General features: G+C 49.2%; 29 protein-coding genes and 1 pseudogene. 14 read left to right on the top strand and 16 right to left on the bottom strand.

Going from position 1 to position 26,993, the window contains the following annotated elements; genetic code table 11:
- Positions 1-67 precede the first annotated feature (67 nt).
- Positions 68-2,155: a winged helix-turn-helix domain-containing protein gene (locus Q3O60_RS08525; RefSeq protein WP_305893496.1), complete on the top strand. Its 2,088-nt coding sequence runs from the start codon at positions 68-70 to the stop codon at positions 2,153-2,155.
- On the opposite strand, the gene hemL is transcribed toward Q3O60_RS08525, so the two are convergent.
- The 7 genes and pseudogenes from hemL to Q3O60_RS17705 form a co-directional block, all read right to left on the bottom strand.
- Positions 2,152-3,441, bottom strand: a complete 1,290-nt coding sequence (gene hemL, locus Q3O60_RS08520; protein ID WP_305893495.1) for a glutamate-1-semialdehyde 2,1-aminomutase — start codon at positions 3,439-3,441, stop codon at positions 2,152-2,154. The genes Q3O60_RS08525 and hemL overlap by 4 nt on opposite strands.
- An 18-nt stretch (positions 3,442-3,459) precedes the next feature.
- Positions 3,460-4,482, bottom strand: a complete 1,023-nt coding sequence (locus tag Q3O60_RS08515; protein WP_305893494.1) for an aspartate carbamoyltransferase — start codon at positions 4,480-4,482, stop codon at positions 3,460-3,462.
- Between the two features lie 153 nt (positions 4,483-4,635).
- Positions 4,636-4,821: a hypothetical protein gene (locus Q3O60_RS08510; RefSeq protein WP_305893493.1), complete on the bottom strand. Its 186-nt coding sequence runs from the start codon at positions 4,819-4,821 to the stop codon at positions 4,636-4,638.
- A 144-nt stretch (positions 4,822-4,965) separates the two neighbouring features.
- Positions 4,966-5,475, bottom strand: a complete 510-nt coding sequence (locus tag Q3O60_RS08505; protein ID WP_305893492.1) for a hypothetical protein — start codon at positions 5,473-5,475, stop codon at positions 4,966-4,968.
- Between the two features lie 5 nt (positions 5,476-5,480).
- Positions 5,481-5,654, bottom strand: a complete 174-nt coding sequence (locus Q3O60_RS08500; RefSeq protein WP_305893491.1) for a hypothetical protein — start codon at positions 5,652-5,654, stop codon at positions 5,481-5,483.
- A gap of 143 nt (positions 5,655-5,797) precedes the next feature.
- Positions 5,798-6,307 carry a hypothetical protein gene (locus Q3O60_RS08495; protein ID WP_305893490.1) on the bottom strand — a complete coding sequence of 170 codons (510 nt, stop codon included), beginning with the start codon at positions 6,305-6,307 and terminating at the stop codon, positions 5,798-5,800.
- Between the two features lie 891 nt (positions 6,308-7,198).
- A pseudogene (locus tag Q3O60_RS17705) lies at positions 7,199-7,483 on the bottom strand (PAAR domain-containing protein); the annotation flags it as partial.
- Between the two features lie 307 nt (positions 7,484-7,790).
- Here Q3O60_RS17705 and Q3O60_RS08485 point away from each other — a divergent pair.
- From Q3O60_RS08485 to Q3O60_RS08450, 8 genes are read left to right on the top strand one after another with little or no spacing between them, the layout of a single operon-like run.
- The gene (locus tag Q3O60_RS08485; RefSeq protein WP_305893488.1) at positions 7,791-8,354 is read left to right on the top strand and encodes a Na+/H+ antiporter subunit E; all 564 of its coding nucleotides are present in this window, start codon (positions 7,791-7,793) and stop codon (positions 8,352-8,354) included.
- Entirely contained in the window at positions 8,348-8,599 is a 252-nt protein-coding gene (locus Q3O60_RS08480; protein WP_369812651.1) for an MrpF/PhaF family protein, read from the top strand. Before Q3O60_RS08485 ends, Q3O60_RS08480 begins: the two co-directional genes overlap by 7 nt.
- Positions 8,596-8,940 (top strand): cation:proton antiporter, encoded by a 345-nt coding sequence (locus Q3O60_RS08475; RefSeq protein ID WP_305893487.1) that lies wholly within the window; start codon positions 8,596-8,598, stop codon positions 8,938-8,940. The genes Q3O60_RS08480 and Q3O60_RS08475 overlap by 4 nt, the downstream gene beginning before the upstream one ends.
- Positions 8,930-9,868, top strand: coding sequence for an MnhB domain-containing protein (locus tag Q3O60_RS08470; protein ID WP_305893486.1), 939 nt, complete (start codon positions 8,930-8,932; stop codon positions 9,866-9,868). The genes Q3O60_RS08475 and Q3O60_RS08470 overlap by 11 nt, the downstream gene beginning before the upstream one ends.
- A gap of 10 nt (positions 9,869-9,878) precedes the next feature.
- On the top strand, positions 9,879-10,151 hold the full coding sequence (locus Q3O60_RS08465; protein WP_305893485.1) for an NADH-quinone oxidoreductase subunit K: 273 nt from the start codon (positions 9,879-9,881) through the stop codon (positions 10,149-10,151).
- Entirely contained in the window at positions 10,148-11,569 is a 1,422-nt protein-coding gene (locus Q3O60_RS08460) for a complex I subunit 5 family protein (protein ID WP_305893484.1), read from the top strand. Before Q3O60_RS08465 ends, Q3O60_RS08460 begins: the two co-directional genes overlap by 4 nt.
- Position 11,570: 1 nt before the next feature.
- Positions 11,571-13,073: a complex I subunit 5 family protein gene (locus Q3O60_RS08455; protein WP_305893483.1), complete on the top strand. Its 1,503-nt coding sequence runs from the start codon at positions 11,571-11,573 to the stop codon at positions 13,071-13,073.
- A complete protein-coding gene (locus Q3O60_RS08450; RefSeq protein WP_305893482.1) occupies positions 13,063-14,604 on the top strand; it encodes a proton-conducting transporter transmembrane domain-containing protein in 1,542 nt (513 codons plus the stop codon). Before Q3O60_RS08455 ends, Q3O60_RS08450 begins: the two co-directional genes overlap by 11 nt.
- Here Q3O60_RS08450 and Q3O60_RS08445 read toward each other — a convergent pair whose 3' ends face one another.
- From Q3O60_RS08445 to Q3O60_RS08435, 3 genes are all read right to left on the bottom strand, one after another.
- The gene (locus tag Q3O60_RS08445; RefSeq protein WP_305893481.1) at positions 14,605-16,632 is read right to left on the bottom strand and encodes a TonB-dependent receptor family protein; all 2,028 of its coding nucleotides are present in this window, start codon (positions 16,630-16,632) and stop codon (positions 14,605-14,607) included.
- Positions 16,633-16,719: 87 nt separating this feature from the next.
- On the bottom strand, positions 16,720-17,148 hold the full coding sequence (locus Q3O60_RS08440) for a CopD family protein (RefSeq protein WP_305893480.1): 429 nt from the start codon (positions 17,146-17,148) through the stop codon (positions 16,720-16,722).
- Entirely contained in the window at positions 17,145-18,875 is a 1,731-nt protein-coding gene (locus tag Q3O60_RS08435; RefSeq protein WP_369812653.1) for a chloride channel protein, read from the bottom strand. The genes Q3O60_RS08440 and Q3O60_RS08435 overlap by 4 nt, the downstream gene beginning before the upstream one ends.
- Positions 18,876-19,029: 154 nt before the next feature.
- Between Q3O60_RS08435 and erpA the strand changes: the two genes are divergently transcribed.
- Positions 19,030-19,371 (top strand): iron-sulfur cluster insertion protein ErpA, encoded by a 342-nt coding sequence (erpA, locus tag Q3O60_RS08430; protein WP_305893478.1) that lies wholly within the window; start codon positions 19,030-19,032, stop codon positions 19,369-19,371.
- A 31-nt stretch (positions 19,372-19,402) separates the two neighbouring features.
- On the opposite strand, the gene Q3O60_RS08425 is transcribed toward erpA, so the two are convergent.
- Positions 19,403-19,576: a hypothetical protein gene (locus Q3O60_RS08425; RefSeq protein ID WP_305893477.1), complete on the bottom strand. Its 174-nt coding sequence runs from the start codon at positions 19,574-19,576 to the stop codon at positions 19,403-19,405.
- A gap of 305 nt (positions 19,577-19,881) precedes the next feature.
- Between Q3O60_RS08425 and Q3O60_RS08420 the strand changes: the two genes are divergently transcribed.
- On the top strand, positions 19,882-20,121 hold the full coding sequence (locus Q3O60_RS08420; RefSeq protein WP_305893476.1) for a helix-turn-helix domain-containing protein: 240 nt from the start codon (positions 19,882-19,884) through the stop codon (positions 20,119-20,121).
- A gap of 70 nt (positions 20,122-20,191) precedes the next feature.
- On the opposite strand, the gene Q3O60_RS08415 is transcribed toward Q3O60_RS08420, so the two are convergent.
- The 5 genes from Q3O60_RS08415 to Q3O60_RS08395 form a co-directional block, all read right to left on the bottom strand.
- Entirely contained in the window at positions 20,192-21,562 is a 1,371-nt protein-coding gene (locus Q3O60_RS08415) for an AmpG family muropeptide MFS transporter (protein ID WP_305893475.1), read from the bottom strand.
- A gap of 115 nt (positions 21,563-21,677) precedes the next feature.
- A complete protein-coding gene (locus Q3O60_RS08410; RefSeq protein WP_305893474.1) occupies positions 21,678-21,998 on the bottom strand; it encodes a hypothetical protein in 321 nt (106 codons plus the stop codon).
- 86 nt (positions 21,999-22,084) lie between these two features.
- On the bottom strand, positions 22,085-22,681 hold the full coding sequence (locus Q3O60_RS08405) for a peptidylprolyl isomerase (RefSeq protein ID WP_305893473.1): 597 nt from the start codon (positions 22,679-22,681) through the stop codon (positions 22,085-22,087).
- The gene (locus Q3O60_RS08400; RefSeq protein WP_305893472.1) at positions 22,678-23,259 is read right to left on the bottom strand and encodes a YajG family lipoprotein; all 582 of its coding nucleotides are present in this window, start codon (positions 23,257-23,259) and stop codon (positions 22,678-22,680) included. The genes Q3O60_RS08405 and Q3O60_RS08400 overlap by 4 nt, the downstream gene beginning before the upstream one ends.
- A complete protein-coding gene (locus tag Q3O60_RS08395) occupies positions 23,256-24,419 on the bottom strand; it encodes a methyltransferase (RefSeq protein WP_305893471.1) in 1,164 nt (387 codons plus the stop codon). Before Q3O60_RS08395 ends, Q3O60_RS08400 begins: the two co-directional genes overlap by 4 nt.
- 20 nt (positions 24,420-24,439) lie before the next feature.
- Between Q3O60_RS08395 and Q3O60_RS08390 the strand changes: the two genes are divergently transcribed.
- The 3 genes from Q3O60_RS08390 (at position 24,440) to fabV (ending at position 26,959) form a co-directional block, all read left to right on the top strand.
- Positions 24,440-25,072: an alpha-ketoglutarate-dependent dioxygenase AlkB family protein gene (locus Q3O60_RS08390; RefSeq protein WP_305893470.1), complete on the top strand. Its 633-nt coding sequence runs from the start codon at positions 24,440-24,442 to the stop codon at positions 25,070-25,072.
- A 128-nt stretch (positions 25,073-25,200) separates the two neighbouring features.
- Entirely contained in the window at positions 25,201-25,527 is a 327-nt protein-coding gene (locus tag Q3O60_RS08385; RefSeq protein ID WP_305893469.1) for a BolA family protein, read from the top strand.
- A 238-nt stretch (positions 25,528-25,765) separates the two neighbouring features.
- Positions 25,766-26,959: an enoyl-ACP reductase FabV gene (gene fabV, locus Q3O60_RS08380; protein WP_305893468.1), complete on the top strand. Its 1,194-nt coding sequence runs from the start codon at positions 25,766-25,768 to the stop codon at positions 26,957-26,959.
- The last annotated feature ends 34 nt before the right edge of the window (positions 26,960-26,993 follow it).

Here is a 26,993-nt window from a genome sequence, read left to right as displayed (position 1 = left end):
TAAGCCCCTGATTTTTTGCTGGTTTACGTTATAATCCGTCTATACATCTTGTATAGGCGGATTGTTTTTGTCGAATCTGGAGCCTCTGGTTCAATTTGGTCCCTGGTGCTACCGGGCAACGGTTGGTAAAGTCTGGCTGGCAGCAAAGGATGAAACCTCTGCTGTCTTGCTGGAACCTCGCCTGCAGAAACTATTGAACTATTTCTTACTACACCCGAATCAGTTGTTGTCTAAAAATCAACTGATAGCCGATGTGTGGCCTGCAGGTGAGGGGACAGATGGCGCAGTGATGCGTGCAGTCGGGGCTTTACGGAAAATCTTAGGCGATAATACTCAGGCGCCTAGCTTCATTAATACTATCCCCAAAAAAGGCTATTGCTGGCTGGCTACGGTGACGCCGTTAACCAGTGATCAAGCAGGTTTGACCGTAGCTTTAGATGATGCTTCAGCACCCCGTGAACCTGAGGCTCAGGGTTTTCGTCAGGAGTGGTTACAGCACAAGCGCTTTCTTAGCCTTGCCGTACTGTCACTCGTACTAAGTTGCGGCATCATTGCCTACGGGCTAACCCATCTGACATTGAGCTCCGTCCAACCTACCTATACACGTATCCAACCCGTGAGTGCGCTTAATGGCCGCGAACAATCGCCCTTAGTAAGTGATTATCACCAGATGCTCTGGTACCAGCATCAGCCTGCCGGTCAGCAGCAGTGGCACTGGGTGCGTCAGTCGTTGGATCAAGTATCGGTGCAGCACGCGACGTCTTACTTTAGTGCTATGGGGTCTGGCGTGATGGTGGATAATCATATGCTGTTTAGCGCAGAACAAGCGGGGCATTGTGGTATTTATCTACAACGTATGATCCCTGTCATGCAAGCTGAGCGTCAGATTGGTTCATGCCGGCTGTGGCTTCGAAATGGTTTGGCATGGCATCAAAGCCAGCTGTATTGGTTGGATCGCACCGATAAACATGGTTATTTTCAGCTGTGGCAAAGCCCGGTTCAGTTTGACAGTGAGCAGTTGCGTGCGGAACCGGTGTTAGAGACTCCCTTACGGGCATTGCAAATCTTTCGGGTACTGGTTTGGCAAGAGCATCTGTATGTTTTGGCACAAGTGAGTTTCTTTCAAACTGATTTAATCCGTATTCGGTTAGACAGCAATAAATGGGATGTGAAACAAAGCTTCCCTTATGTGGTAACCGAGTTAGCGTCTGACAATGAGCAGCTCTGGGTTGGCTTACCACAACAGCCCTTTACAGGCTTAGCCGGAAAGAAGGTATCGCGCCAGACACTGGGTAGTCTGTCCACCGGTCTTCGTGATGTTCAATTTGTCGATGATGGCATTGTTGCAGTAGAAGGGGCTGATACCGTTAGTGATTTATGGGCATTTCAGCTTCAGCAAGCACATCAACCAGCGCTGACCCAGCGCCGCTGGTTTGCATCCAATAGAAGTGAGCGCATCGCTGCGGTACAAGAGCATCAGGTCGCTTTTGTCTCTGAGCGCTCTGGCAGTGGTCAAATTTGGTTAGCGCAACGTGAGCAGTTACGTCAGCTGACAGAGCTTAGGGCCGATCAACAGGTGCAGCAGCTGTTATGGTATCGTCAGCAGTTATTGGTACTGATTAATCAGCAGTTGTATCAGGTGGATGCGACCACCGGTGCTTTACAATCTTTTTTGCCGATGGACATTCGGCCATCGCGGGTTGAAGTTTGTCGTCAGCAATTGTATTGGACGGAGAACACAGAAAGCGGCTGGAAGTTGTTTACCATGGCGGCTGATCGGGTGAAGTCGGTACTGGCCAATGTGGTCGATTTTCGCTGCGCTCCTGATGGCTTTGTGGTGCGAACCAGTATGGATAGCACCCCTGCTTTATGGAGTTATGATGGCATGATGCCGTTGCAGTTAGCGTCTTTTACACTGGCTTTAACCGATTCTGTCAAGTGGTTGAGCAATGATAGGGGGATCGCATGGCTGGATACAGAGTCGAGTCTTGTGCGCATGCAGTTTTGGGATGGGCAACAACAACAAATTCCACTGAGTCAGGAACAACAAGCGATTGGATTATTCAGCGATAAAAGTGGGCAGTTTTGGTTGGTGCAGCAAGCCCGGCAGCAGGACAGTGACATTGTCCGCCTACTGCCAGAGCGACGACGTTAGCTGGTAGCTAACGCCTTAAAGCTGCGATCAGCTGCTGCCAGTGTATCGGCTAAGTCTTGCTCGGTATGAGCTAACGAAATAAAGCCTGCTTCATACGCCGATGGTGCTAAGTACACGCCCTCAGCCAGCATCAGATGGAAAAAGCGTTTAAAGGCCTCGATATCGCATTGAGTTGCTTGCTGGTAGTTGGTGATGTGCTGTTCAGAGCTAAAGAACAGACCAAACATGCCCCCGACCTGATTGGTTGTGACAGGAATGCCATGACGATTAGCAGCTTGTTGCAAGCCTTCGATCAGCTGAGTGGTTTTTGCCGTTAAGGCTTCGTACACGCCTGGCTGGCTAATCGCATTCAGAGCTGCTAAGCCAGCGGCCATTGCCAGCGGGTTGCCAGATAAAGTGCCTGCCTGATAGACCGGGCCTGTTGGGGCGATATGCAGCATGATGTCGCGCTTGCCACCAAAGGCACCGACCGGCATACCACCGCCGATAATTTTGCCGAGCGTGGTGATATCAGGCGTGACACCATACACTTGTTGTGCACCGCCTAAAGCGACCCTAAAGCCGGTCATCACTTCATCAAAAATCAGTACGCTGCCATAGCGATCGCATAACTCGCGCAAACCTTGCAGAAAACCGGGTACCGGTGGGATGCAGTTCATATTACCTGCCACTGGCTCGACAATAATGCAGGCGATATCATCGCCTTTTTCCGCAAAGATGCTTTCCAGTTGCGCCAGATTATTGAATTCAGCCGTCAGGGTGTATTTAGCAAAATCATCCGGTACACCAGGTGAGTTGGGTACGCCCAGCGTTAAGGCGCCAGATCCAGCTTTTACCAGCAAGGAATCAGCATGGCCATGGTAACAGCCTTCAAATTTTAAAATGGTATTCCGACCGGTGTAGCCGCGTGCCAGACGAATCGCGCTCATGGTCGCTTCGGTACCAGAGCTTACCATGCGCACCATCTCCATGCTGGGCACCAGTTTGCTGACTAGCTCTGCCATATCGACTTCAGCCGGGCAGGGGGCGCCAAAGCTAAGACCATGCTCAGCAGCATTAATGACTGCTTGGCGGATCTCCGGGTGATTATGGCCCAATAACATGGGGCCCCAAGAGCCGATATAATCAATGTAACGCTTACCATCCACATCAAAGATGTAAGGGCCATCAGCCCGCTCGATAAAAATAGGGGTGCCACCCACGCTTTTAAAAGCGCGAACCGGTGAGTTTACTCCACCAGGGATAGTGTGCTGAGCACGTTCGAATAAAACTTCAGATTGAGTCATGCAGAGGGTCCTTTGAATTTAAATGGACGTAATAGATGATTTGGTGGTGTACCAAGGTACATCGCAGTCATACTTACTGATTAAATGCTCGACGCCCAGTGTTAGAGCGAACAAAGCCATCCGCACCAGGACACCATTATCAGCTTGGCGGAAAATAGCCAGATTAGGGTTCAGGTTCAGATCATTGTCGAGTTCATTGGCATCCACTCTGGAGTCACGAGGTAGCGGGTGCATGATGACGGTATTGGATTTGCAATGCTTGGTATAAATATCCTGATTCAGTCGAAACTTGCCCCGATACAGGTTGGCTTCGTCCTGGCTGGAAAAACGCTCTTCTTGCACCCGTGTTTGATAGACAATATCTGCACCCAGCTTGCCTTCAAGGGCGTCACAGATTTCAACCTGATGACCAGCATTGTCTATGGCGGCTAACACCGAGTCGGGCATGGCCAGCTCTTTGGGCGAAATCAACGTAAAGCGAATGTTTTTGTAAAGACAGAGTAGTTTAGCCAGGGAGTGAACGGTACGGCCAAACTTTAAATCACCAACCATGGCGATATGCATGCCATCAACACTCTGGCCACTCGCGGCCAGTTCTTTTTCAATGGTAAACAGATCCAATAACGCTTGAGTCGGGTGTTCATTCGCACCGTCACCGCCATTGATTACCGGGACCCGGCTGCCTTCGGCAAATTCAGCAACTGAACCTGCCTGCGGGTGACGCATGGCAATCACATCGCTGTAACTACTCAGGACCCGGGCAGTATCAAATAATGATTCCCCTTTCGCGAGTGCTGAGCTTTGCATGCCGGTGGTTTCCCGTACTTCTCCGCCGAGTAAATTAAAAGCGCAGCCAAAGCTGACCCGGGTCCTGGTGCTGGATTCAAAAAACAAATTCCCGAGGATAGCCCCATCCAGCACTTTGGTGCGTTTGTGCCGACTGGCATAGGGTTCCATACTGTGGGCAACCTGAAAAATGCTTTGGATACTGTCGAGATCAAATTGATTGACGGACAAGATGTGCTGGCCTTTGAAGCTCATACGCTGCTGCCTGTGGTAACTATGTATTGACGGGTAGACTGACGAAACCAAAGTAAGGAGTGAGGTTGCAGCCAGTCCGTTTCAGGATACTGATTATACGACAAACTGGTTGCTAATGGCGAATGCAGTTACGTAATGCTTAGGGTAACGAGTCTAAACAAAGCATTCAAAATGGCGTCGGGTCAGTGTAATACGGGTAACAATACCAGCCTGCTCTAATTTCAGCAGCGTTTGCGGATTTTTATCAAAAGTAAAGGTTTCTACCGGGCCGAAGTGTTTGGCCGGGCTGGCCGTACCAAACGGTGTTTCAGTATATTCAACCGTATTATCCTTGGTCATACCATTGCCTAAAAACTGTTCATTGGCGCCAGTGCTGTTTTTAAGCTTATGCCGAACCTCGAGCAGATTGATTTCGTCTTCATCAAAGCCGCACTTGCCAACAGTAGACAGAGTGCGGCTTTTTAGTGGGGTATGGCAGCAGGGTTACAGCACACCAGCTTTGATTTTAGCGGCAATATCGTCCAGCACATCAATCAGCCCATGTTCAAACAATAAAGCATCGGTAAAAGCGTACTGTTTAGCAAAACCATGTTTATCTTTGCGATCCAAAGTCACAAATCCGTAGCCCCCACCCCGGCCATCTGCGCCAAGGCCAAAGCAACGCTTTAGCTTTAATTGCTCACCGCCGATCGCGGCTTTATCATGAAACTTGCCTTTGGGTAAACCGCCTTCGGCCTCGGTTTTAAAGAACTTAGTGCGCAGGCTGTCCAGATACCATAGCAAGCCTTGCTTAGGGAACTCGATTTGGTGGTTTAACCATTTGCTAACTTTGGTCAGCTTGTTTGTGAAGTAATTTGTATTGGCAATAATCATGTAATCATCAATAACTAAAAAATAAAACGTAATATTCGGGTCACGATCATCGGCTAGTGATGCTACCAAATTAGGATGTTGTTTAATCGTCAGTGGATCGATATCTGGAAACTGTCTCATCTAAATTATCCTTTTATTGGCGTCAGTGGAATACGGGTAACAATACCAGCTTGCTCTAGCTTCAACAGTGTTTGCGGGTTTTTATCGTAGGTAAAGGTTTCTACCGGACCATAGTGTTTGGCCGGGCTGGCGGTACCATAAGGGGTTTCAGCATACTGCACGGTATTATCTTTAGTCATACCATTGACTAAGAATTGTTCGTTGGCACCGGTACTATTTTTTAGCTGATGCCGCACCTTGAGCAGATTGATTTCATCTTCATCAAAGCCGCACTTCCAACAGTAGACAGAGTGCGGCTTTTTAGTGGGGTATGGCAGCAGGGTTACAACACACCAGCTTTGATTTTAGCGGCAATATCATCCAGCACATCTATCAGCCCATGCTCAAACAACAAGGCATCGGTAAAAGCGTATTGCTTGGCAAAACCTCGCTCGTTTTTTCTGTCCAGTGTTACAAACGCATACCCCCCCCCCCGGCCATCCGCGCCAAGGCCAAAGCAGCGCTTTAGCTTTAATTCTTCACCGTCGACCACTGCTTTATCATGGAACTTGCCTTTGGGTAAACCACCCTCAGCTTCGGTTTTAAAAAACTTAGTACGCAGGCTATCCAGATACCAGAGTAAGCCTTGTTTTGGGAACTCAATCTGATAATGCAGCCACTTGCTCACGCCCGTGTCTTTATAAGTAAAATACATAGCATCAGCAATTAACATATAGTCATCAATAATCAGAAAATACCATGTTGTTCGTGGATCATCGTTATCAACCAGCGATGCCACCAAATTAGGATGCTGCTTGATGGTTAACGGGTCTATCTCTGGAAACTGTCTCATCACTTATCCTTTTGCACTAAGAGGAATACGGGTAACAATACCAGCTTGCTCTAATTTCAGCAGCGTTTGCGGGTTTTTATCGTAGGTATAGGTTTCTACCGGGCCATAGTGTTTATCTGGGCTGGCAGTGCCGTATGGGGTTTCTTCATACTGCATGGTGTTGTCTTTGGTCATACCATTGCCTAAAAACTGTTCATTGGCGCCGGTGCTGTTTTTAAGCTTATGCCGAACCTCTAGCAGATTGATTTCATCTTCATCAAAACCCAGATCCTTTGCTAATTCATTAAATTGCTTTTCGTCATTCAGATTAATCCCTTTCACCTCAGCGGACTGATACACCCGCTCGTAATGGTGGCTGTATTCTTCGGTCATGACGGGGGCAATTAATTCTTCCTGATCGACAAATTCATCAGCAAGTTCAGTCGCTGCAAACTCTGCCAGGTTATCGTAGGTCGGAATAAAACTAACCATATCGCCCCCGGCATTGGCCTTTTCCTGATCAATCAACAGCAGGGTGTAGCTGGCATCGGGATCATAGGTAATACCTACCGCACTGGTGAGCAACTCAGGGTCACTGTCGGCATGCTCCAATTGCGTAAAGGTGGTAGTCCAGTAGGTGGCGGTATTAGCCCCCTGCGGAACATAACCAATGGATCCGTTGTCTCCGGCATACTTTGTTTCGATGACGCGAACAATAAACTTCTCATCCAATCCACCGGCTACTACATACAGCTTGTCTTCACTGCTGTATGGAGATGAGGGCGGTGGTTGATTATTGGCTTTGGCGGCAGCAACTTTTTTCCCTGCTTCATCCAGCCGTTTCATGGCTTCTTCGGTAGTTTTTGGGCCCTCAGGTAACTTCGCTGCATTCGGCCCTTTGTAAGCTTTATCGCCAATTAACACTGTGGGGTTACCCATCACGATTTTACCGCCATGATCGGTACTATCGCCCAGCCGTGCTGCGGCCTTACCGTTGATAGAAACAGACTTTGACCCTGTTTTGATGCTATCCGGCGGGCCTACACACACCAGTTTATCGCCAACTTTGGCGGCAGGCATACCACCGATAAACACATTGGGCGAGCCCTGTACTATTGGGCCACCGACATGGGGAACTTTAGAGGTGACTTTAGGGCAGACATGCATGTCGCCAATTCTGGCGGCTGGTTTACTCATACATTCATTCCTTGAAATGCATAAAATAATAACTTATTAAGTGCGTTTTGCAACATTTATTTCAATAAAGTGAGCGTGAGTGATGGGCATGTAAGAATGGTTCCGGCAGGAGAGCTTAAGGGCATGATTGGGTGTGCCGCGTTGCAGGCACACAGTGATGTGCCCTTGACTGTATATTATAAACTGTTAGCCCTTAGAGCAGGTTTCGCCTGGCTGGTTTGAATTTATCTGCGTTTACCCATAGTATAAATTGTGATTTGTTTTTTATTTCAAGCAGTAACCCTTAACGGCGGTATGCGGAGATCCCATGGTACCAGATGCAGGAAAAGAAAGACCCCAATCTTCGGATAGCGGGTTGTCGCGGCTGATGCTACGGGCGCTATTGTGGGTATTGCTGTGGTGGCTGTTGGCTGGCGGTCAGGGTTGGTGGTTTTTTTTGGCCTTATTGCCCTTGCTGCTCTGGTGCTCCTGGTTGTGGCCAGTTCCTTTGCTGAGCGTGCGCTGGCGATATGTCCCATCCTTTATCGCGTATTTTTTCCAGCAGATGTGGCGGGGCGGAGTCGATGTAGCATGGCGGGCTTTTCGAACTCCGCCGGCTATCTCACCAAACTGGCAGCGCTACACGATACGATTGCAGCATGCATCTAGCCAGCGGGTGATGGCCTGCTTAATTAGTTTGATGCCAGGCACTACCGCCTGTCGCAGCCAGATGCTCACCTTAACGACCGAATCGACTGAACTGACTCAAGAGGATGAGCAGGCTTGGTTGGAGTTGCACCTACTTCGCAAAGACGATGACTGGGCTGAGGAAGTGTCTCAATTGGAGCAACGTCTGAGTCAACTGCTGGCCAAGGAGACGCCATTATGTTGATGTGGCTGGCTTGTTTGTTGTTATTGACTGTGCTGCTTGGGTTGTGGCGAGTCTGGCGTGGGCCGGATCTGGTGAATCGTTTACTGGCTATTCAACTGCTCGGCAGTGGTGGTGTAGCCGTATTGTTGGTGTTGTCACTGGCGTTCTCTGACACTGCTTTGCTGGAAGTAGCACTGGTGCTGGCATTACTGGCTGCGGTGGTACCAGCCGCTTTTGTTCACCGCTTGAAACGGGAACACAAATGATGCAGTTGCTGATAGCAGTTCCTTTACTCGTTCTTGGGCTGGCTTTTTTTGCTGCGGGCAGTGTCGGATTGATCCGCTTTCCAGATGTGTTTAGCCGTTTGCATGCGGTGACCAAGGCCGACACCTTAGGGCTTGGTTTTCTGGTGCTGGGTCTAACGGTATTAGCACCCGATTGGCAACGATTTTTGCTGATGCTGCTGATTTGGGGGCTGATTATGCTGTCAGGCACTATCTCATGTCAGTTACTGGGGCAGTTTGCCCGTGATGCCGGGCAAGACGATGTTCCTAAGAGCGATGCACACAAAAGCATAGACCCAAAGGACCGTCCTGATGAGTGGTGACTTTTGGTTTGATACCATACTTGGCTTGGTGCTCCTCACGCTAGCTTTGGCAACGGTGCGGGCACAACAACTGGCCGCTGCCGTGATGATCTTTGTGGTCTTTGGTTTAATACTGGCGGTAGCTTGGGCCCGGTTAGGCGCTGCCGACTTGGCCTTGGCAGAAGCAGCGATAGGCGCGGGCCTCACCGGAGCTTTACTTTTTTCTGCCTTAGCGCGACAAGCAAAAGCGGAGTCAGCACCTGTGAGTAAGAGCTCAAGCCGATCTTCATGGCTGGTCCTGCTGCTTAGCCTGATGTTGACAGGCATTCTTTGTTTCTCCTTATGGTGGGTGCCGCTGCAACCTGAGCACCATCTGATGCCATTGGCACTTGAACACCTGGCGAACAGTGGCACTGAGCATCCAGTGACAGCAGTGCTGCTCAACTTTCGGGCTTGGGATACTCTGCTGGAGTTGATTGTATTGTTGTTGGCTCTCATGGGCGCTCGCTTGGTGTCATCGCCAATGCTGCAAACTCCGCAACGCTGGCCATTGGCCAGCCAGTGGAGTAAACGCTTGGCGCCATTGCTCATTTTAGTGGCATTCTTTGTCCTTTGGCGGGGGGCAACCGCGCCGGGTGGTGCTTTTCAAGCAGGAGCTTTACTGGCCGCTGCCGCAGTGGTGCTGCGATTAAATCATCAGTTACCGCCGCTGCATTGGCGTTATGGCTGGGTTCGGTTGATTGTACTCAGTGGTGTGTTGGCCTTTGTGGTAGCCGGTATTGCAAGTGCTCTGTTGCAGTATCAACCAGCTTTACTCATCCATTGGCTAGAATGGCCGCTCTGGCTTGCTAAGCCGCTGATTTTGTTCATTGAGCTCTGTGCTACTTTAGCCATTGGTTTGACCTTGACACTTTTGGTGGTGGGCGAACCAGAGGAGCTATCATCATGAGTCTCCGATTATGAGCAGCATAGTGTGGTATCTGTGGATTGGGGCTGGTATCTGGGGCATTGGACTCTATGGCTTTATGCGCGGCCCTGAATTATTGCGACGTATTATAAGTCTTAATCTGATGGGGGCTGGGGTATTTATGGTGATGGTAGCGCTGGCTGCCCGTACCGAGCCCACTGATGGTGTATTGCATGCTCTGGTGTTGACCGGGTTGGTGGTGGCGGTGAGTGCGACAGCCTTTGCTTTGGCGTTATTGGCGCGTCTGTTGGCGGCTAAGCCATGAATTATGCTTTAGCCGCGGTCTTACTGCCACTGCTGGCAGCCTTGCTTGCACTAGGTTGGCGCCGGTATGCTGCGTGGGTAAGCTGGGGGGGTACCATACTAAGTTTGCTTTGCGCGATAGTAGCATTGCAACAGGTGTTGAGTGATGGGCCACAGCAGATGCTATTGGGCAACTGGCCAACCGGTTTAGCAATTCGCTGGCAACTGAGCGAGTTAACCGCGCTGTTGCTGCTATTAACCACGGTAATCCACAGTCTGGTTGCCAGTTACAGTCTGACCAGTCTGCGTCGTTTGCAGGTCGCTGCAGATTTCTGGCCCTTGTCATCGTTGTTGCAAATGTCGTTATCCGCCCTGTGGCTGTCGACTGATTTATTCAATTGGTATGTAACGTTGGAGCTGCTGGGTTTGGTAGCTGTTGCCATGGTCACGTTATCAGGCAATAAATCGGTAGCGGCGGCATTGCGCTATCTGTTGTTATCGTTAGCCGGCTCTTTGTGTTACTTACTTGGTGTCGCTTTGCTGTATGGCCAATTTGGCGTGTTGGATGTGGCCGAGTTGGCAACACGGATGCCGGCGTCTGAATCGCACATGACTACCTTCGCGTTAGTGCTTATGACGGCTGGCCTGATGTTAAAAGGAGCACTCTGGCCGTTGCATCTATGGTTGCCCGCGGCTCATGCAGTTGCACCTGCACCAGTGAGCGCTTTACTCTCGGCCCTGGTGGTCAAAGGGCCGCTGTTTATTCTATGGATGTTGTGGAGCCAGTTGGCTACGGTTGAGCTTAGCCACGCAGCAGCAGGGTTCTTCTTATTCGCAGGCAGTATGGCTTTGCTTACGGGGGGCTGGTCAGCACTGCGTACGCCCTACGCCAAAGTGATGGTGGCCTACTCAACTGTGGCTCAATTGGGTTATGCGCTTCTGGCTATAGGACTGGCGCTACGTTCGGCCGACCCCGCCTTTCAACTGGCTTTATGGCTATTTATTATTGCCCATGCATTGGCAAAAACATCTGCATTTTTGGCCGTCGGTGAGATGCAACATAGTCTGGGTGGCAAACGTGTTCAGATGCTCAAAGGGGCCAGCCAGACGATGCCTGTGGCGATGTTTGCACTGGCGGTAGCGGGCGGCAGCTTAATTGGTTTGCCGCCGAGCGGTGGCTTTTTGGCAAAGTGGCAATTGCTGCTGCCGTTATGGCCAGAGTGGCAACTGTGGCTCTGGTTGCTGGTGATTTTTCTGGGTACCTTATTATCTGCGGCTTATGTTTTTCGTTTGGTGGTTCTGGCGTTTGACAGAGCTGATCCAGTCAAGCCAGACTTTGCTCCGCAACTGTTGCCGCAGTGGCTGGCCTTAGTACCCGCCTTATTGGTATGGGGGCTGGCATTCGGTAGCCATTCATTCGTGCACTGGCTAGGAGGCTAGCATGGATTTTAATAGCTGGTTACCTCTGCTGATTGTGCTGAGTTCGTTGATACCGGGTTTGTTGATATTCACCCTGGCTGAGCATCGCACACTGTTGCGTACCTGCTTAAACCTGAGTGGTGTGGTGATCAAGCTGCTGCTGGTGGTCTGGATGTGGCTCGGCGTGAAAGCGGGCGAGGATTATTTCTTTCAGTTGCCTTTCTTGCCGGGCGGGCCTTTTATTTTGCATGGTGATGCTCTGTCATTGCAGTTCGTGATGCTGTCTTCCGTCTTGTGGTTAGCGACTACAGTGTATGCCATTGGTTACCTGGAAAACTCCCCGTTACGTTCCCGCTTTTTTGGTTACTTCAGCCTCTGTGTCAGTGCGACCGTTGGTTTAGCACTATCGGGCAATTTGGTGACCTTCGTCTTGTTTTACGAGCTGCTGACGTTGGCTACCTTTCCATTGGTGGTGCATCGTGGCACCCCTCAGTCGTTGCGGGCAGGACGTCGCTATCTGGCTTATACCATTAGTGGTGGCGTGTTATTACTGATGGGAGCAGCATTACTGCATAGCGTGGCAGGTAGCCCTGTGTTTATGCCGGGTGGCTATTTATCTGCTCAGCTGGATACGCAGTCAATGGCGTTGATCGTCGCTTTTGTGTTGTTGATTGCCGGCTTAGGTGTCAAAGCCGCTCTGTTGCCTTTGCATGGTTGGCTGCCTGAGGCCATGGTCGCGCCAGCACCTGTTAGTGCCTTGTTGCATGCCGTCGCGGTGGTAAAGGCAGGGGCTTTTGGCATTGTCCGGGTGGTGTACGATGTATTTGGTGTCGAGGTGATGCAGCAGCTCGATCTAACCTGGCCTTTGGTGGTACTGGCTTCATCCACGATTTTGTATGGCTCTTGGCGCGCATTGCAGCAACAGGATATTAAGCGTCGATTGGCGTATTCGACGGTCAGTCAGGTGTCCTATGTCACCTTGGGCGTTGCCATGCTTGGCCCTGTGGCTGCCATCGGTGGCCTGGTGCATCTGGTGCATCAGGGCGTAATGAAAATCACCCTGTTTTTCTGTGCCGGTAATTATGCCGAAACCCTTGGTATTCATAAAGTCCATGAGTTAAACGGAGTAGGGCGACGAATGCCCTTAAGTAGTGTCGCCTTTTCGTTGGGAGCTCTGGGCATGATAGGCATTCCTCCAACGGCTGGCATGGTGAGCAAATGGTATTTATCGATGGGCGCTTTAGAGGCTGGCTTTCCTTGGGTATTAGGGGTGCTGCTGATGTCCAGTGCATTGAATGCTGCTTATTTTTTACCGTTGTTGTATCGGATCTGGTGTTTACCGGCTGCCGAATGGCCTGAAGAGCGCCGTTTATCTGATCGTTTCGAAACCCATTGGATGCTGTTGTTGCCACCAGTGCTGACCGGCGCTTTGATCGTGTTGATGGGGGTTCTGGCTGGCACCGATATTAGCCCGCTGAGTTGGACGGAGCTGATCGTGGAGCGGGAGTTTGGCTATGTTGAGTAATGTGGTCGAGTGGTTATGGCCAGGCGCAAGCTTTGGCCTAGCTAATCAGCTGGCTCAGTTGTGGTTTGGTTTTACGCTTCTGTTGTGGCTCGCTGCTGCTTGTTACAGCGTCACTTTTATCAAACGCCAAGTCGGCTTTTACTGGTTGTTTTTCATCGTGGCGATGTCAGGCAATCTGCTACTGATTGTGGCGCAGGATGTACTCGGGTTTTACCTCGGTTTTGCTCTGATGAGTTTGTCAGCTTATGCGCTGGTGATCCATAGCGGCAGCAGCCAAGCAAGGCGAGCAGGGCGCTTGTACTTGCAATTGGCTATTGTCGGCGAGCTGTTACTGTTTGCTGCCATAGTGCTACGAGTGCATGAAAGTGATGGTAACCTGGCACTGGCTGAGTTGACTATGGATAGCATTCAGCCCCTTACCTTGCTGTTGCTGTTGTTGGGCTTTGGTTTAAAAGCAGGCTTTTTTCCGCTGCATGTTTGGCTACCGCAAGCGCACCCAGCAGCTCCAGCACCTGCCAGTGCGGTGCTGTCGGGTGCGATGATCAAAGCGGGACTATTTGGCTTGTGGGTATTTGTGCCTGCTTCAGCAGTGGTGGTGCAGCAATGGGCCGTTGTACTGTTAGTCCTGGGGCTTTGTTCCGCTTTGTTTGGTGCTGTGATCGCTTTGTGGCACCAACAAAGCAAGGTGGTATTGGCGTACTCGTCGGTCAGCCAGATGGGCTATATGCTGATGGCTTTGGCGATTGTCTGGCTATCGACTGGTGACGCACGGGTGATGGCAGCTACCGTGCTCGTTGGGTATGCCTGCCACCACGCATTTTTGAAAGCCGCTTTATTTCTTGGTGCTGGCGCGTGCTCGTCCTATCGGTTGCAGCGCTTTCATTGGCTGGCGATTGGCTGGTGCTTATTCACCTTGGTGGCATTGCCACTTAGCTCTGGTGCTGCGGTTAAATATGGCTTGAAACAAGGGCTGATGGCGCAGCAGAGCAGCCCTGTCTGGCTGGCAGAATGGTTGTACGGATTGCTTAGTGTCGGGGCGCTAACAACCGCCTTGCTGGCACTGCATCTGTGGTGCTTACTGCGACAGCAACAGATGGCAACTCACAGCCAATCGATGCCGGCTGTCAGCGGCTGGATGAACAGCGGCTGGCTGATATTGGTGGTCGCCAGCATCAGTATGCCTTTCGCAGTGATAAGCACACAGCCATTTTGGTGGGCTAGCATCAGCTTGAGCGCAGTTTGGGCAAGCAGTTGGCCAGTTCTTGCTGCCGTATTGTTGTTTTTAATAGTGCGGCAGATTGGCTGGATTTTGCCTGAGCGCTGGCGTGATCCACAGAGCCGCTTTGTTTGGCTTTCTTTGCGGGCCAAGCGGTTGTATCAAACCCAGAGCCGCGCAGAATGGCAAGTTCGTTGGCCTGGTTGGCGCTCGCTAGAGAGACAGATCAACCAAGGCTTGCAGCGCGCAGAGCTGTTATCCACGGCTGCCGTTGTGTTGAGCTCTGTGATGCTCATACTGTGGTTGCTGCATTAGTTAAAATACATGCACTGCCCGGATACCCAGTGTCAGGGTTCGTGGTGCTGCTGGCTCAAAACTACGACCATTGCCCTGATTGACGATGACGGCTCCGACGTAGTTGCGATCGGTTAGATTATCCAGTTGAACCCATTGCTGCCATTGCCAGCCGCCCCATTGCTGCTGGAGTCGCATAGCGACATCTACTGTGACATAAGATGGTGCTTGTTCATCATTGGCATCACTGGTGTACACCGAGCCACGATACTGGCTGGTAATCAGTGTGCTTAAACGCTCATCTTGCCAGGGTTGCCACTGCAACTGCCAATACAAGGATTGGCGTGCCAGCCCTGGTAATTGCTTGCCATCCAACGTATCGCCTTGATAACGAGCACTTAACCAATGAGCACTAAAGCGATGGCTCAGGCTTGGGTGTTGTTGCCAGTCCAGTTGCATTTCCAGCCCCTGCCGTTGTGTTTCGGCAGCATTACGAAAGCTAGTACGTCCACCGAGCGCGGTATCGACCACCAGCTCATTGCGGGTATCGATGCGAAACCATGAGACATCAAAGCGGGTCTGCGTCGATGGTAACCATTTAAGTCCCATTTCCCATTGCTGATTTCGAGCCGCTTCCAGGTCTAAATTCAGACCAGTACCTTCGCTTTGATACGCCATTTCGGTGAGGGTTGGAGTTTCAAAGCCTTGCCCGATGCTGGCATAAAGACTTAGGTCTGGTCGCAGCAGATAGCTACTTCCTAACGCCCAGCTTTGCTCACGAAAACGTTTTTCACCGCTGTCATCCGGGTTGCCTGGCACAATAAAGAAATCATCAACTGCAAAGCGCAGCTGGCTGGCACGAACTCCCGCGATGAAGTGCCATTGCTCGGTTGGGTCCCATTGGCTGCGCAGATACAGATCGCTGCGAGTTACTTGTCCTTCTTCGTCACGACGAAGATCGCCTCGCTGCCCCCGGTCGTTGACAAAGCCAAAGCGACGATCGGTGCTTTGCTCCAATTGGCTGCCGAGTGTCACGGTCACATCATGCTGCAACTGCCAACGATGCCAGGCATTGAGCCCGAGGGCCGTCCGTTGCAATAAAATTTCACCGCCCGATGAAGTGATAGCGTCACCAGGAAAAGCCAGGTTCTGATTGATCTCACGCTCGGTTCGCCAGCTCGATAGCTGCCATTCACCATGCTCTGGCATTAATTGCCAAGCCATTTGCAGCTGGCGGCTTTGTTTACGCGTATCAAACAGCTGTGCTGTCGGGTGTGTTTGTTGTGGATCGACACGCCAGTCGTCAGGGCTGATGCCTTGTGGATCGAGTAGAGTTGGATCATAGGACCAATCCATCCGAAAACGGCTGTACAAGCCAGGCTGAAATTGCCAGCGCCAATCCAGCACTGCTTGCTGCTTAGTGGCACTGGATTGGGCGCGGAAACCATCATGCTCAAACCGGTGCGCTGCCAGTCGCAATTGATGATCCCTATGCTGCCATTGTAAATCGGCATCCCATTGTTGACTTCGCGCCGAATGAGCACTGGCTAAGCCGATACTATTATCCGTGATATCTTTACTCAACAGTTGGATAACACCGCCCGATGCATTGCCATACAAGCTTGCTAATGGCCCACGTAATACTTCGACCGAGCCAATTTGACTGAGTTGCAAACTAGAGACCTGACTTTGGCCATCGGGATTGGTCAGCGGAATGCCATCGAGCGTTAAATAAAGGCCTCGAACACCAAAGGCACTCCGGCTACCAAAGCCACGGATGCTAAGGCGGGTATCCTGAGCATAATTGGTTCGACTGTCGGCTTGCAAACCGGGTAGTCCTTCAAACAAGCGAGCACTGTCTTGCGGCAGTTGCCACTCTGTGACTTGATTTTGGGCGATACCAGCTGCAGTGGTGAGCCAACGGCTTGGCTGTTGATAGGCGGTGACAACGATCACTTCAGGCTCATCGGTACTTGGTTCTGAAGCTTCTATTAGGGGAGCAAAAAGTAGCGCCAAGCTGACGACTGCGGTGACATTCAAAACTCGCATGAGAACACTCTATATGTATGAAAAGATAACGACAAAGGGACTTTAGCCCCGACTGTTCTGGCTCCGACTGCTCTAACCCCAATACGACTAAGGCTTGAGTACGGCCAGAAAAATAGTGGCAAACAAGATCAATACCGGGGCTTCATTAAACCAGCGATAAAAGCGACCGCTGCGCTGATTCTTATCTGCTTTAAAATCGGCCAGCAGCTTAAAGCAATAGCCATGGTAGCCATACAGTAAGGCGACCAACAGTAACTTATAGTGCATCCAGCGACTGGCACGAAACCAATCCATGCCATAGGCATGGATCAACAGCAAGCCAAAGACGAGCGTTAGCAGCGCAAAGGGCGTGACAAAATACAACAGACGGCGTTCCATCACCTTCAGTTGGTTTTGTACTACTTGCTGGTTCGTTTCTGCATGGTAAACAAAGAGACGTGGTAAATAAAAAATACCAGCAAACCAAGCCACCATAAATGCAAGATGCAATGCTTTATAAATCAAAATTAGCGTCATAATAGATTGTTCTGTTTCACCAATAAACTTTGCACCTGATCCCAGCGGATCAAACCAATAGGGTGCACTTCAGCCTGCGAATCGTCGTAAACATAAACGGCACCTTCCCGTTGAGCCTCCAGGGCATTGAATGCTTCGGCCATGGTTGCTTGTTTTATGATACCTACCATAGGCAAGTATCGAATCGAATCGGCACCACTCATGGATAGGCTCACATCATAACTGGCTAGCTGAAACTCTGCACCTTGCTCTTGGGTACGTTTAATCACCAGTAACTCATCTGCTTCAAGCAAATCCAGATGGTGGCGAATCGTGACATCATCCGGATTGGTAATTACATGGTAGCGCTCATCCAGCAAAGCCAATACGCCCACTTTTTGCAATAGATCATCGGCGGGCGATAATTTATAGGGCATTTGTAAAAAGTCGAGTTGCATTAAGAACAGCGATTTGTTTTTAAAAAGCTGTACACCGGTGACGTAGGCACTGGTAATGACTAGCATGGCCGGCAGAATGATATCTGGATTCGAAGCCAGCTCCATCACAGCGACCAAAGCAGCCAAGGGCGCGTGTAAGCAGGCGGCCATCAGGCCTGCCATACCAAGGACTGCATAAGTACCAGCATGAGCACTATCGCCATGCACCATGCCAGGTAAAATCGCCAGCATGGTTCCAAAGATAATGCCGATACCAAAGATGGGGCCGATGACTCCTCCCGGTACCCCAAGGCCTAAGGCAAACACGGTCAGTATCATTTTGCCAATGAATAGGGCTAACAGCAGTTGCACATCGGTAGGAGCAGAGACAGCGTATTGAATCGCTCCGGTTTCAGCCCCCATGGCTTGAGGGATCAAAAAACCTACTGCCGCGGTGATGGCGGCTGCCAGTAGCAGTCGAAAGGGCAGTGGCCAGCTTTTAAACAGGCGGATTACCCGCATCATGTTGGTATTAAAGACAAAAGCAATGGCGCCAATCATCACACCACAGAGGATCAGGTACGGGAAGTGCCAACCGGGTAAACTGACGATCTCTAAAATAGCCAACTCACGTTCCACACCGAACACCGAGCGTGTGACTAAAGCACCCACCACGGCTGCTAGCATGACGGGAATAAAGACATGAATCCGGTATTCGCGCAACACTACTTCCATGACAAAAATTACCGCAGCCAATGGTGTATTAAAGGAAGCGGCAATACCTGCGGCAATACCACAACCAACAAGGGTACGAATGCTGTTAAAAGGTAGTTTCAGTTTTTTACCAATGAAGCTGGCACCATAAGCACCCAAATGCACTGAGGGACCCTCACGGCCGACTGAGAAACCACTGGCTAAGGCTGCAATTCCGCCAAAAAATTGGTTCAAGGTATTACGAAACGGCATCATGCCATATTGTGTTTTCATACGGTGGATAACAAAGGGAATACCAAGTCGATAGTGGCGATAGCCGGCAAACAAGGCAACAGCACCAATGCAGATGGCACCAGCAAAAGGCAACATCCAGCGAAACTCGCTGTCGGCTGTTGAAAAGTCATCAAACGATGATAAGTACAGACTTTGCAACGCTAAAATGGCCAATCGAAACAAGATGATTAATACCGCGGCTACCAAGCCACCTAAAGCACCTAGCAAGCAGAGTTGCAATGAGGTTTGCGGCAAAGCCAGTTGCTTTTGCAGGCCAGGTAAACGTTGATGCAGATATTGTTGGCAACGCTGCCAGCTTTTCATCATCAGAACACACAGAAGTTTGCTGCTTTTATACAGTGTAACATACTGTTGATGAAGCAGAAATTTTTTAACTTAAGACTGTGGAACTGGAATACTTGAATAAAACAGTCAGGTATTAGATAATTCGCACCATTGATGTAATAAGGGAGCCACCATGACAGACGTACAGGTACCTATTGAATTTACCGATTCTGCCGCCAGCAAAGTACTGACACTGGTCACAGAAGAAGAAAACCCGGCTTTAAAGTTACGGGTCTATATCACCGGTGGTGGTTGCTCTGGTTTTCAGTATGGCTTTACTTTCGATGAAAAAATCAATGAAGGTGACTTTGTTATTGAAAAACAAGGGGTAAGTATGGTAGTTGACCCTATGAGCCTACAGTACTTGATGGGAGGTACGGTGGATTACACCGAGGGGCTTTCAGGCAGTCGCTTTATTGTAAATAACCCCAATGCCACCACAACGTGCGGTTGCGGCTCTTCGTTTTCGGTTTAATGCATTCAAGTTGTAGCCGCTTTGCAGCTGGCTACAACTTGGTCAGCCACATAATTCCCAGTAATACTAATGCAATGGCCGCATTAAAAATAGCTATGTAGATGAAGCCTTTCCAGCCTTGTTTAATGCTCAACCCCTGAACCTGTAAAAACCAGAACCAGGCGGCAAACATCACCAGAGGCAGTAAAAATAACAAACGAACCATAGTATGTCCTCTTTTTGTTCAGTATAGGGGAAAAGCGACAGTCACTAAAGATATAGCCGAGCTGTTTCATAGCATGATAACAGTCAAACCTCACTTTTTTCCCGATTATAGGGTTGCCCTAAACAAACCCATCCGACCTGTCAAGTAAAATTGCTATTTTTAACGCTTGTAACTGTACGCTTGTCGCATCCTATGCTTTAATGGAGCTGTTTTCACTGGTTTGCTCGATAGAGTGAATAGTGAACTTGGGCAAAAGTTAACAATTAAATAATAAAAGCGTAATAAACGCTGGGAGTATTCATTAGATGAAAGGTGGTAAAAGCGTTATCTCGGAAGAGAATAAACGACTTTGTGTCTGGTTAAAGCGCCAACGTCAAGAAAAAGGCCATACCATGCGCAGCTTGTCGGAGTTACTGGGAACCCCTCATTCCTTTATCGGAAAGGTTGAAAACCAGGAGCGACGGTTGGATGTCGTTGAGTTTATACGTTATTGTCAAGCGCTTGAAATAGACCCCGCAGAGGGTTTGAAGCAAGCACTGAATTAAGGGCATGCAATAAACAAGAATGGGGTGCCGTCAGGGACCCCTTTTTTAATTGAGTTGAAGTTGGCCTTTGTTAAAGTGCGCTTGCTTTTGGCTCCAACTGTCTGAATTTTCGACCAACCCATAGTAATAAGCAAAGCGATGGGATTACCATGAGTGCAGTAATGGTAAAGAATAAGGCCCAATTTCCATCCAGATAATCTACCAGTTCACCGCTAAAGGAAGCCAGCGTCGTTCGTCCCAGATTACCTAATGAAGCTAATAACGCATATTGTGTAGCCGAAAATGCATGCCCGGTCAGGTAGGTTAAAAAAGACACAAAGGCGACAGTAGAAAAAGCGGAGGTGAAGTTATCCACTAAAATAGTAGCTAAAAAGAGGTCCGTGTTAGGGCCAATCACAGCAATCCAGGCGAACATCAGGTTGCTGGCTGCCATGGCAACGCCACCAATAAACAAGCCTCTTAGAATACCAAAGCGGATATTAATTGCACTGCCTATGAGGGTAAATACCACCATAGCAAACCACCCAATCAGTTTGGAATACTCAGCAATTTGCTCATTGCTAAAGCCGACTTCTCGATAAAATGGGATCGACATGCGGCCTAAAAAGGCTTCACCTATCTTAAATAAAAAGACGAAAAGCAATAATGCCAGCGCCATCTGCCAGCCATTACGCCGGAAAAACTCAGCAAAAGGCTCAATCACCGTCACACTTAACCACACCAGGTAGCCTTGAATTCTTCCTTGGCCCAAATGTTGCTCATAGCGCTGACTGGCTTGTTGCTGCAACTGGACCCGTTCGGTAGTTGGTTCACGAATATACAGGGTGGCCAGCATCAGCAGCAGTTGCACACCGGCCATACCAAGGTAGACCGTATTCCAGCCTAAAGCATCCGCATTAAAAAAGGCGATAGCGCCCGGCAACGAGTAACCAGTCCACCAGCCTATTACCGCCATCGCAGCTGCAGGCGGTAGCCGTAGTTTTTCACCAGCAATAATATCGATGCGGTAAGCATCGATGGCGACATCCTGAGTGGATGACGCTACGGCGATGGATAACGCCAGCAATGAGGTCCAGAGTAAGCTATAGCCGGGGTTGGTAAAAGCAATGGAGAGTGTGGCGCAAAAAATGAGGCTCTGCATAAGAAATATCCAACTACGACGCTGGCCCAATAAGCGATGCAGCAGGGGCAGTTTTACCCGGTCAAGTAACGGTGCCCACATGAAGTTGAGGGCATAGACCACAAAAATGGAGCCAAAATAACCAATCGCAGCACGTGATAGCCCAGCATCTTGCAACCAACCACTCATATTTGAGCTAATCAGCACCCAGGGGAAGCCAGAGGCGCATCCCATCAAAAAAATATAAAACAAACGGATATCGTGGTAGCTGTGAACCGCTTCGCGCCAGCTTTGAACTTTGCTTTCAGTTTTAAATAACATCGGAGACTCTCATAAGGACAGTGCTGACGATAGCAAAGCTAACGAACATGCGGAATACTCCATGGGAAAATAAACACAAAAAATCCTGACTTTGCAGTGAAGACAAGCGAGATGGTTAAGGACGTATGCCGATACAATCGAGCGGGACCGCTCCTTTGCCTCTAAGATAGCTCAAGCAATATTGGATGTTTTGCCGTAAAACATCATCACTCATTAGTTGCTGCTCAGGCCAAAACTCCAACTGATGCAACACATGCCAAAACACTTGTTCACGATAAGATTGTGGTGTTTTTAACCGCACGCCAAATTGCGCCCACTCTTCCAGCGTATCCCAGATAAACAAATGCAGTTCAGTGTGGGGCATACGGCCGCGAAAAAAACGCGACGCGTAATAAATTAGTTGTTGTGTTTTATGCTCAATAAATAGTTCCAGCATACACCTACCTCAACTCCTGTGATGCCAGCAAAGCATGCTGCTGTTATCGCAAGTATAGTAGGGTACGCCATGGATGAGAGAAAAAATTACTCCTGACTGAGCTCAGTTTCCGCTTGCAAAGTGACCTTATGCAATAAAATGGGTTCCACCGGAACATCGGGCCAACCAGTCACAGCATGATGGCTGGTTTCCCAATCATTCACTTTTTCCAGAATATCCATACCCATCATGACCCGGCCAAACACGGTGTAACCCCAACGAGATCCGGGATCCAGGTTTTCATTGTCCGATAAATTAAAGTAAAACTGGCTGGTGGCACTGTGTGGGTTGCTGGTTCTCGCCATAGCGATGGTACCTATTTCATTTTTCAGGCCATTACCCGATTCATTAAAAATGGCCTCTAGCGTGGTAATCGGCTCGAAATCCGAAGCATAGCCGCCACCTTGCAGAACAAAGTCGGCGATCAAGCGATGAAATATAGTGTCGTTATAGCGCTCTGTTTTCACATAACTAAGAAAGTTATTCACTGCAATGGGGGCGCGGCTGCGATCCAATTCAACGGTAATATCTCCAAGTGAGGTATGAAACACAACCTTAGGAAATAAATTATCCGCTTGCAGAGTTTCTCCAGCCATTAAAGCACTGTTGAAACAGAATACTAAGCTCAGAATGATAGCTCTCATCGATGACTCCTTAAATAAGCTTGCCAGTGGGTGTCGTTTAAAATATCAGTGAAGACTTGTTCCGTCAGTTTTTTCAATTCGCGTTCAACCATGGCATGATCGACCTTAAAAGGTGCGGTATAGCTACTTTTTCCCTGAAAGCGCTTGCGGTAGACGCCAGTCGTTGAGCGGATGTTTAGCTCCACCTTAATGCTGGAGTGGACCTCATGATCCAATGGATGCTGCTTCGCTTTGGCGTGTAACTCCAACACATTAAATTGCAAAGTAGTCAACGCATTTGTGTCAATCACGGCGCCGCGAAGGGTAAACATATACTGCAGTTGCTGTTGCAGGGACTCTGGCAAATTGAGTTTGTTTTTATAGCTACGGCGGTCTGTGCCTTTACTGATGTGTAAGGCATAGGGCTGGCTGCGCTGATCCTGCAGTTGCCACTGGAAGCGAGTCTTGTTGAGATCCAGTGCTGGTGGCGCGCTCAGTTCAGTATCTATGAATAATGGACGTTGTGTACTTGAGCAGGCGGCCAGAAGGGTCAAGCCCATCACGATGATTACCAGCAATTGGTGAAAGGATCGCTTCATGCTTTACTCCTGAGTTGTGACTCCAAAATGATAAACTTTGCCTGGCTCGCAATGCAGCGACAACCGGCAAAGATTCGTTGTAATTGTTGGCCATAGGGTAGATGCCTATTGGCGACAATTCGTAAATGGCCTCCGGGTTTGAGTACTCGTTTGGCATCGACAAACATCTGCTTGGCCACGTGCGTGGTTATCGTTTGTTGTTGATGAAAAGGAGGGTTACACAAGACCCAATCTGCACTTGCTTTGGCCTGCTGACTCAGACCGTCGTCTATTAAAAAAGTGCACTGTGCCGCTAAGTGAGGTGCATTTTCCATAACGGTTAAACGCGCCGACTCAACTGCCATATAAGACTCATCACAAAATATGACGTGTAATTCCGGGTTGGCTAGCAAAGCTGACAGGCCAAGAACCCCATTACCGCAGCCAAGGTCAACCAGTGTTTGCCCCGCTTGAGTTGTGGGTAAATGAGCGAGCAAAAAACGCGCGCCGATATCTAACTGATCGCCACTGAAGACATTGGCATGATTGATAAGCTGAACATTTTGCGCAAGGGCAGGCCACTTTTTTGGCCATAACTTATCTGTCTTTGGCAGAGGCCACTGCAGTTGACACTGCAGCAAACGACATTTCTTGATGGTCAGCGAGGCGCTGGTTGGCCCCAGTGTATTTGAGAATAGTTGTAACAAGTTTTTATGGATATCTTTGGCTTTAGCTGCAATCAGCAATGCTGTCTGCGCACTGATCTCATCAGTCAATTGCTGTAACTGATACTGCAAGTAGCCATGATCGCGCGGTATACGCATGATTACCATATCCGGCTGGATTGGACAGGGGTCTAAACTGTTGATGAAATTTAGCTGGCTACTATCGAGCTGATTCAGCGCCAGGTTGTGTTGGCAAGCAAGTTGACTCACTCTTGAATCACTACGATGCCAGATCATCAGCTCGGGATGCGCTTCGAGCAGAGCACAACTGATGGCACCAAAGTGATCGTTGATGACCAATACGTGGTGTGGCTTGGTGGTCTGGATGTTCTCAAAAGCCGTAGTTAACAGCAGTTCATCGACTGCATCCCATGCTTGCAGGTTTGGAAAGTCACTATCTGCTGGCCAGCGCTTTAATTGCAGAGCTTGCTCTGCCAACGTAAAATGTGTGTTCATTAGGACTCGGACTTTACAAAATGACGGCTATTTTGACACGCTCCACCGAGCAGCTCAAGCTACAGCAGCCTCGGCATTTTTCTTTGCCTGATGCCGAGTTAACACTCTGGCCAAATTGGATGAGCGAAGCGAAGAGCAGAGTGCTGCTGCAACAGCTCTGTGATGAACTGGATTGGCAGCAGCCAGCTATCCGATTGTATGGCAAATCGGTAGCGATTCCCCGCCAGCAAGTATGGATGGGCGACCCGCATTGTCACTATCGTTATTCCGGTACCCGCTTTATGCCGGTGGCATGGCATCCGTTGGTACGAGCTTTAGTGGCAGATGTGAACCGAAGCTGCCACCACACATTCAATTGTGTGTTGTTGAATCATTATCGTGATGGTCATCAGCACATGGGCTGGCATGCCGATAATGAGCCTGAGTTAGGCGCTCATCCGGTGATTGCGTCATTAAGTTTGGGACAAGCCCGACGGTTTGATTTAAGACACCGTCAGACTGAAGAGCAGTTGCAGCTATCGCTAAGCGATGGTAGCTTGCTGCTGATGAAGGGAGCCTGTCAACAATACTGGCTGCATCGGGTGCCGAAACAAAGTAAAGCCACGTCTTTGCGCATTAATCTGACATTTCGTTATATCCCAGCCACTGTTTAGACCAATATATTTTTTTTAGCAAAGCCAGCCTGTTACTGCTCAATAAAGTGCTTGACAGGAAAAACAAGCTGGCAAGTTTGGTGGCTTTAACTAGAGTAAAATGGAAGGACCAAAAAAGGATGAAGTCTATGTTGATCCACACCCGTATAGAACAAAAGTTATTGGATGCATTTGATCCTGTCGTGTTGGATGTTGTTAATGAAAGCCATATGCACAATGTCCCCGCCGGTTCAGAGTCGCATTTTAAAGTGGTGATCGTCACTCCACATTTTGATGGTATGCGATTGTTGCAACGACATCGGGCCGTGAATGCGGTCGTTGCTGAAGAAATAGCAAAAGACATACATGCGCTGGCGCTTCATACCTACACACCAAGTGAATGGTATGAGTACTACGCGGAAAAACCACCAGCATCACCAAAATGTATGGGAGGTGAAAAAAAGTTGCCGGTATAGAGTTCCCAGCCTCATGCGAATGGCACGAAGTTTCATTTCGCTTTTTATGTCAGTGAATGTCTTATCAAGAAAGCAGCGTAGATAGCGTTGCTTTTTTTATGCAGCTGTTTACCCTTAAATAGGATAAGAGAGATATAAGTATTCCTCTATAATTTCATTGAAAAACATGCTGATCCGACCAGCTTAGGCTGTTAAAGTCTTACACTAGTCGCAATTTTGAAGCAAAACAGGATTTATTATGGTCATTCAACCTAAAGTTAGAGGCTTTATTTGCACCAACGCCCACCCGGTTGGTTGCGCTGCACATGTCAAATCTCAGATTGATTATGTCAAACAGCAAGGCACAGTAAACAATGGCCCTAAAAATGTATTGGTGATTGGCGCCTCTACTGGCTATGGCTTAGCCTCGCGAATTACCGCTGCGTTTGGCTCTGGAGCAAACACCTTAGGGATTTTCTTTGAAAAAGCGCCGACAGCCAGCAAAACTGCATCAGCAGGTTGGTACAATACAGCTGCTTTTGAGCAAGAAGCCAATGCCGCCGGCTTGTGGAATAAGCATATTAATGGCGATGCCTTTACCGATGAACTTAAAGCTCAGGCTATTGAATTGATCCAACAAGAAATGGGTAAGATTGATCTGGTGGTTTACAGCTTGGCAGCTCCTCGTCGCAAAGATCCGGTCAGTGGCGAGGTGTTCAGCTCGGTACTCAAGCCTATTGCGAAGGCTTATACAGAGAAAAACCTGAATACCAGCAAGCGGGTCATTGAAGATGTCAGTGTAGAGCCAGCAACGGAAGAAGAAATTGCTCATACTGTGAAAGTGATGGGTGGAGAAGACTGGGAGCGTTGGTTGGATCAACTGGATGCCGCTGGTGTGCTGGCTGAAAACTGCCAGACCGTTGCTTATACTTATATTGGCAAAGAACTAACCTGGCCTATCTATGGCAAAGCAACCATCGGGAAAGCCAAAGAGGATCTGGATCGCGCCGCTAGTGCTATCACCGCCAAGTTAAGTCAGAAACAAGGTAAAGCCTATGTTGCTTCGCTGAAAGCTGTGGTAACACAAGCCAGCTCAGCAATTCCTATTATGCCGCTGTATATCTCTTTGTTGTACCGCGTGATGAAAGCAGAAGGCAGCCATGAAGGTTGCATTGAGCAAATAAATGGTTTGTTCCGTGAGGGGTTGTACAGTGCAGCACCTACCTTAGATGAGGCCGGACGTTTGCGACAAGATGGCAAAGAACTGGCTGAGCATATTCAGGCTGAAGTAAAAGCATTATGGAAGCAAGTGGAAACCGACAATATTGATACACTGACCGATTATGCGGGCTATCATCAGGACTTCTTGCAATTGTTTGGTTTTGGTGTAGATGGCGTCAACTATGATGCTGATGTCAACCCAGAAGTCCTGTTGCAGCATTTACACGACTGAACAGTCTTCTAAAGTATAAAAAGTCACCTTAGGT

Origin of the sequence: Alkalimonas collagenimarina (assembly GCF_030717845.1) — a bacterium.
Taxonomy (GTDB): domain Bacteria; phylum Pseudomonadota; class Gammaproteobacteria; order Enterobacterales; family Alteromonadaceae; genus Alkalimonas; species Alkalimonas collagenimarina.
This window is presented reverse-complemented; position numbering and strand designations above follow the sequence as displayed.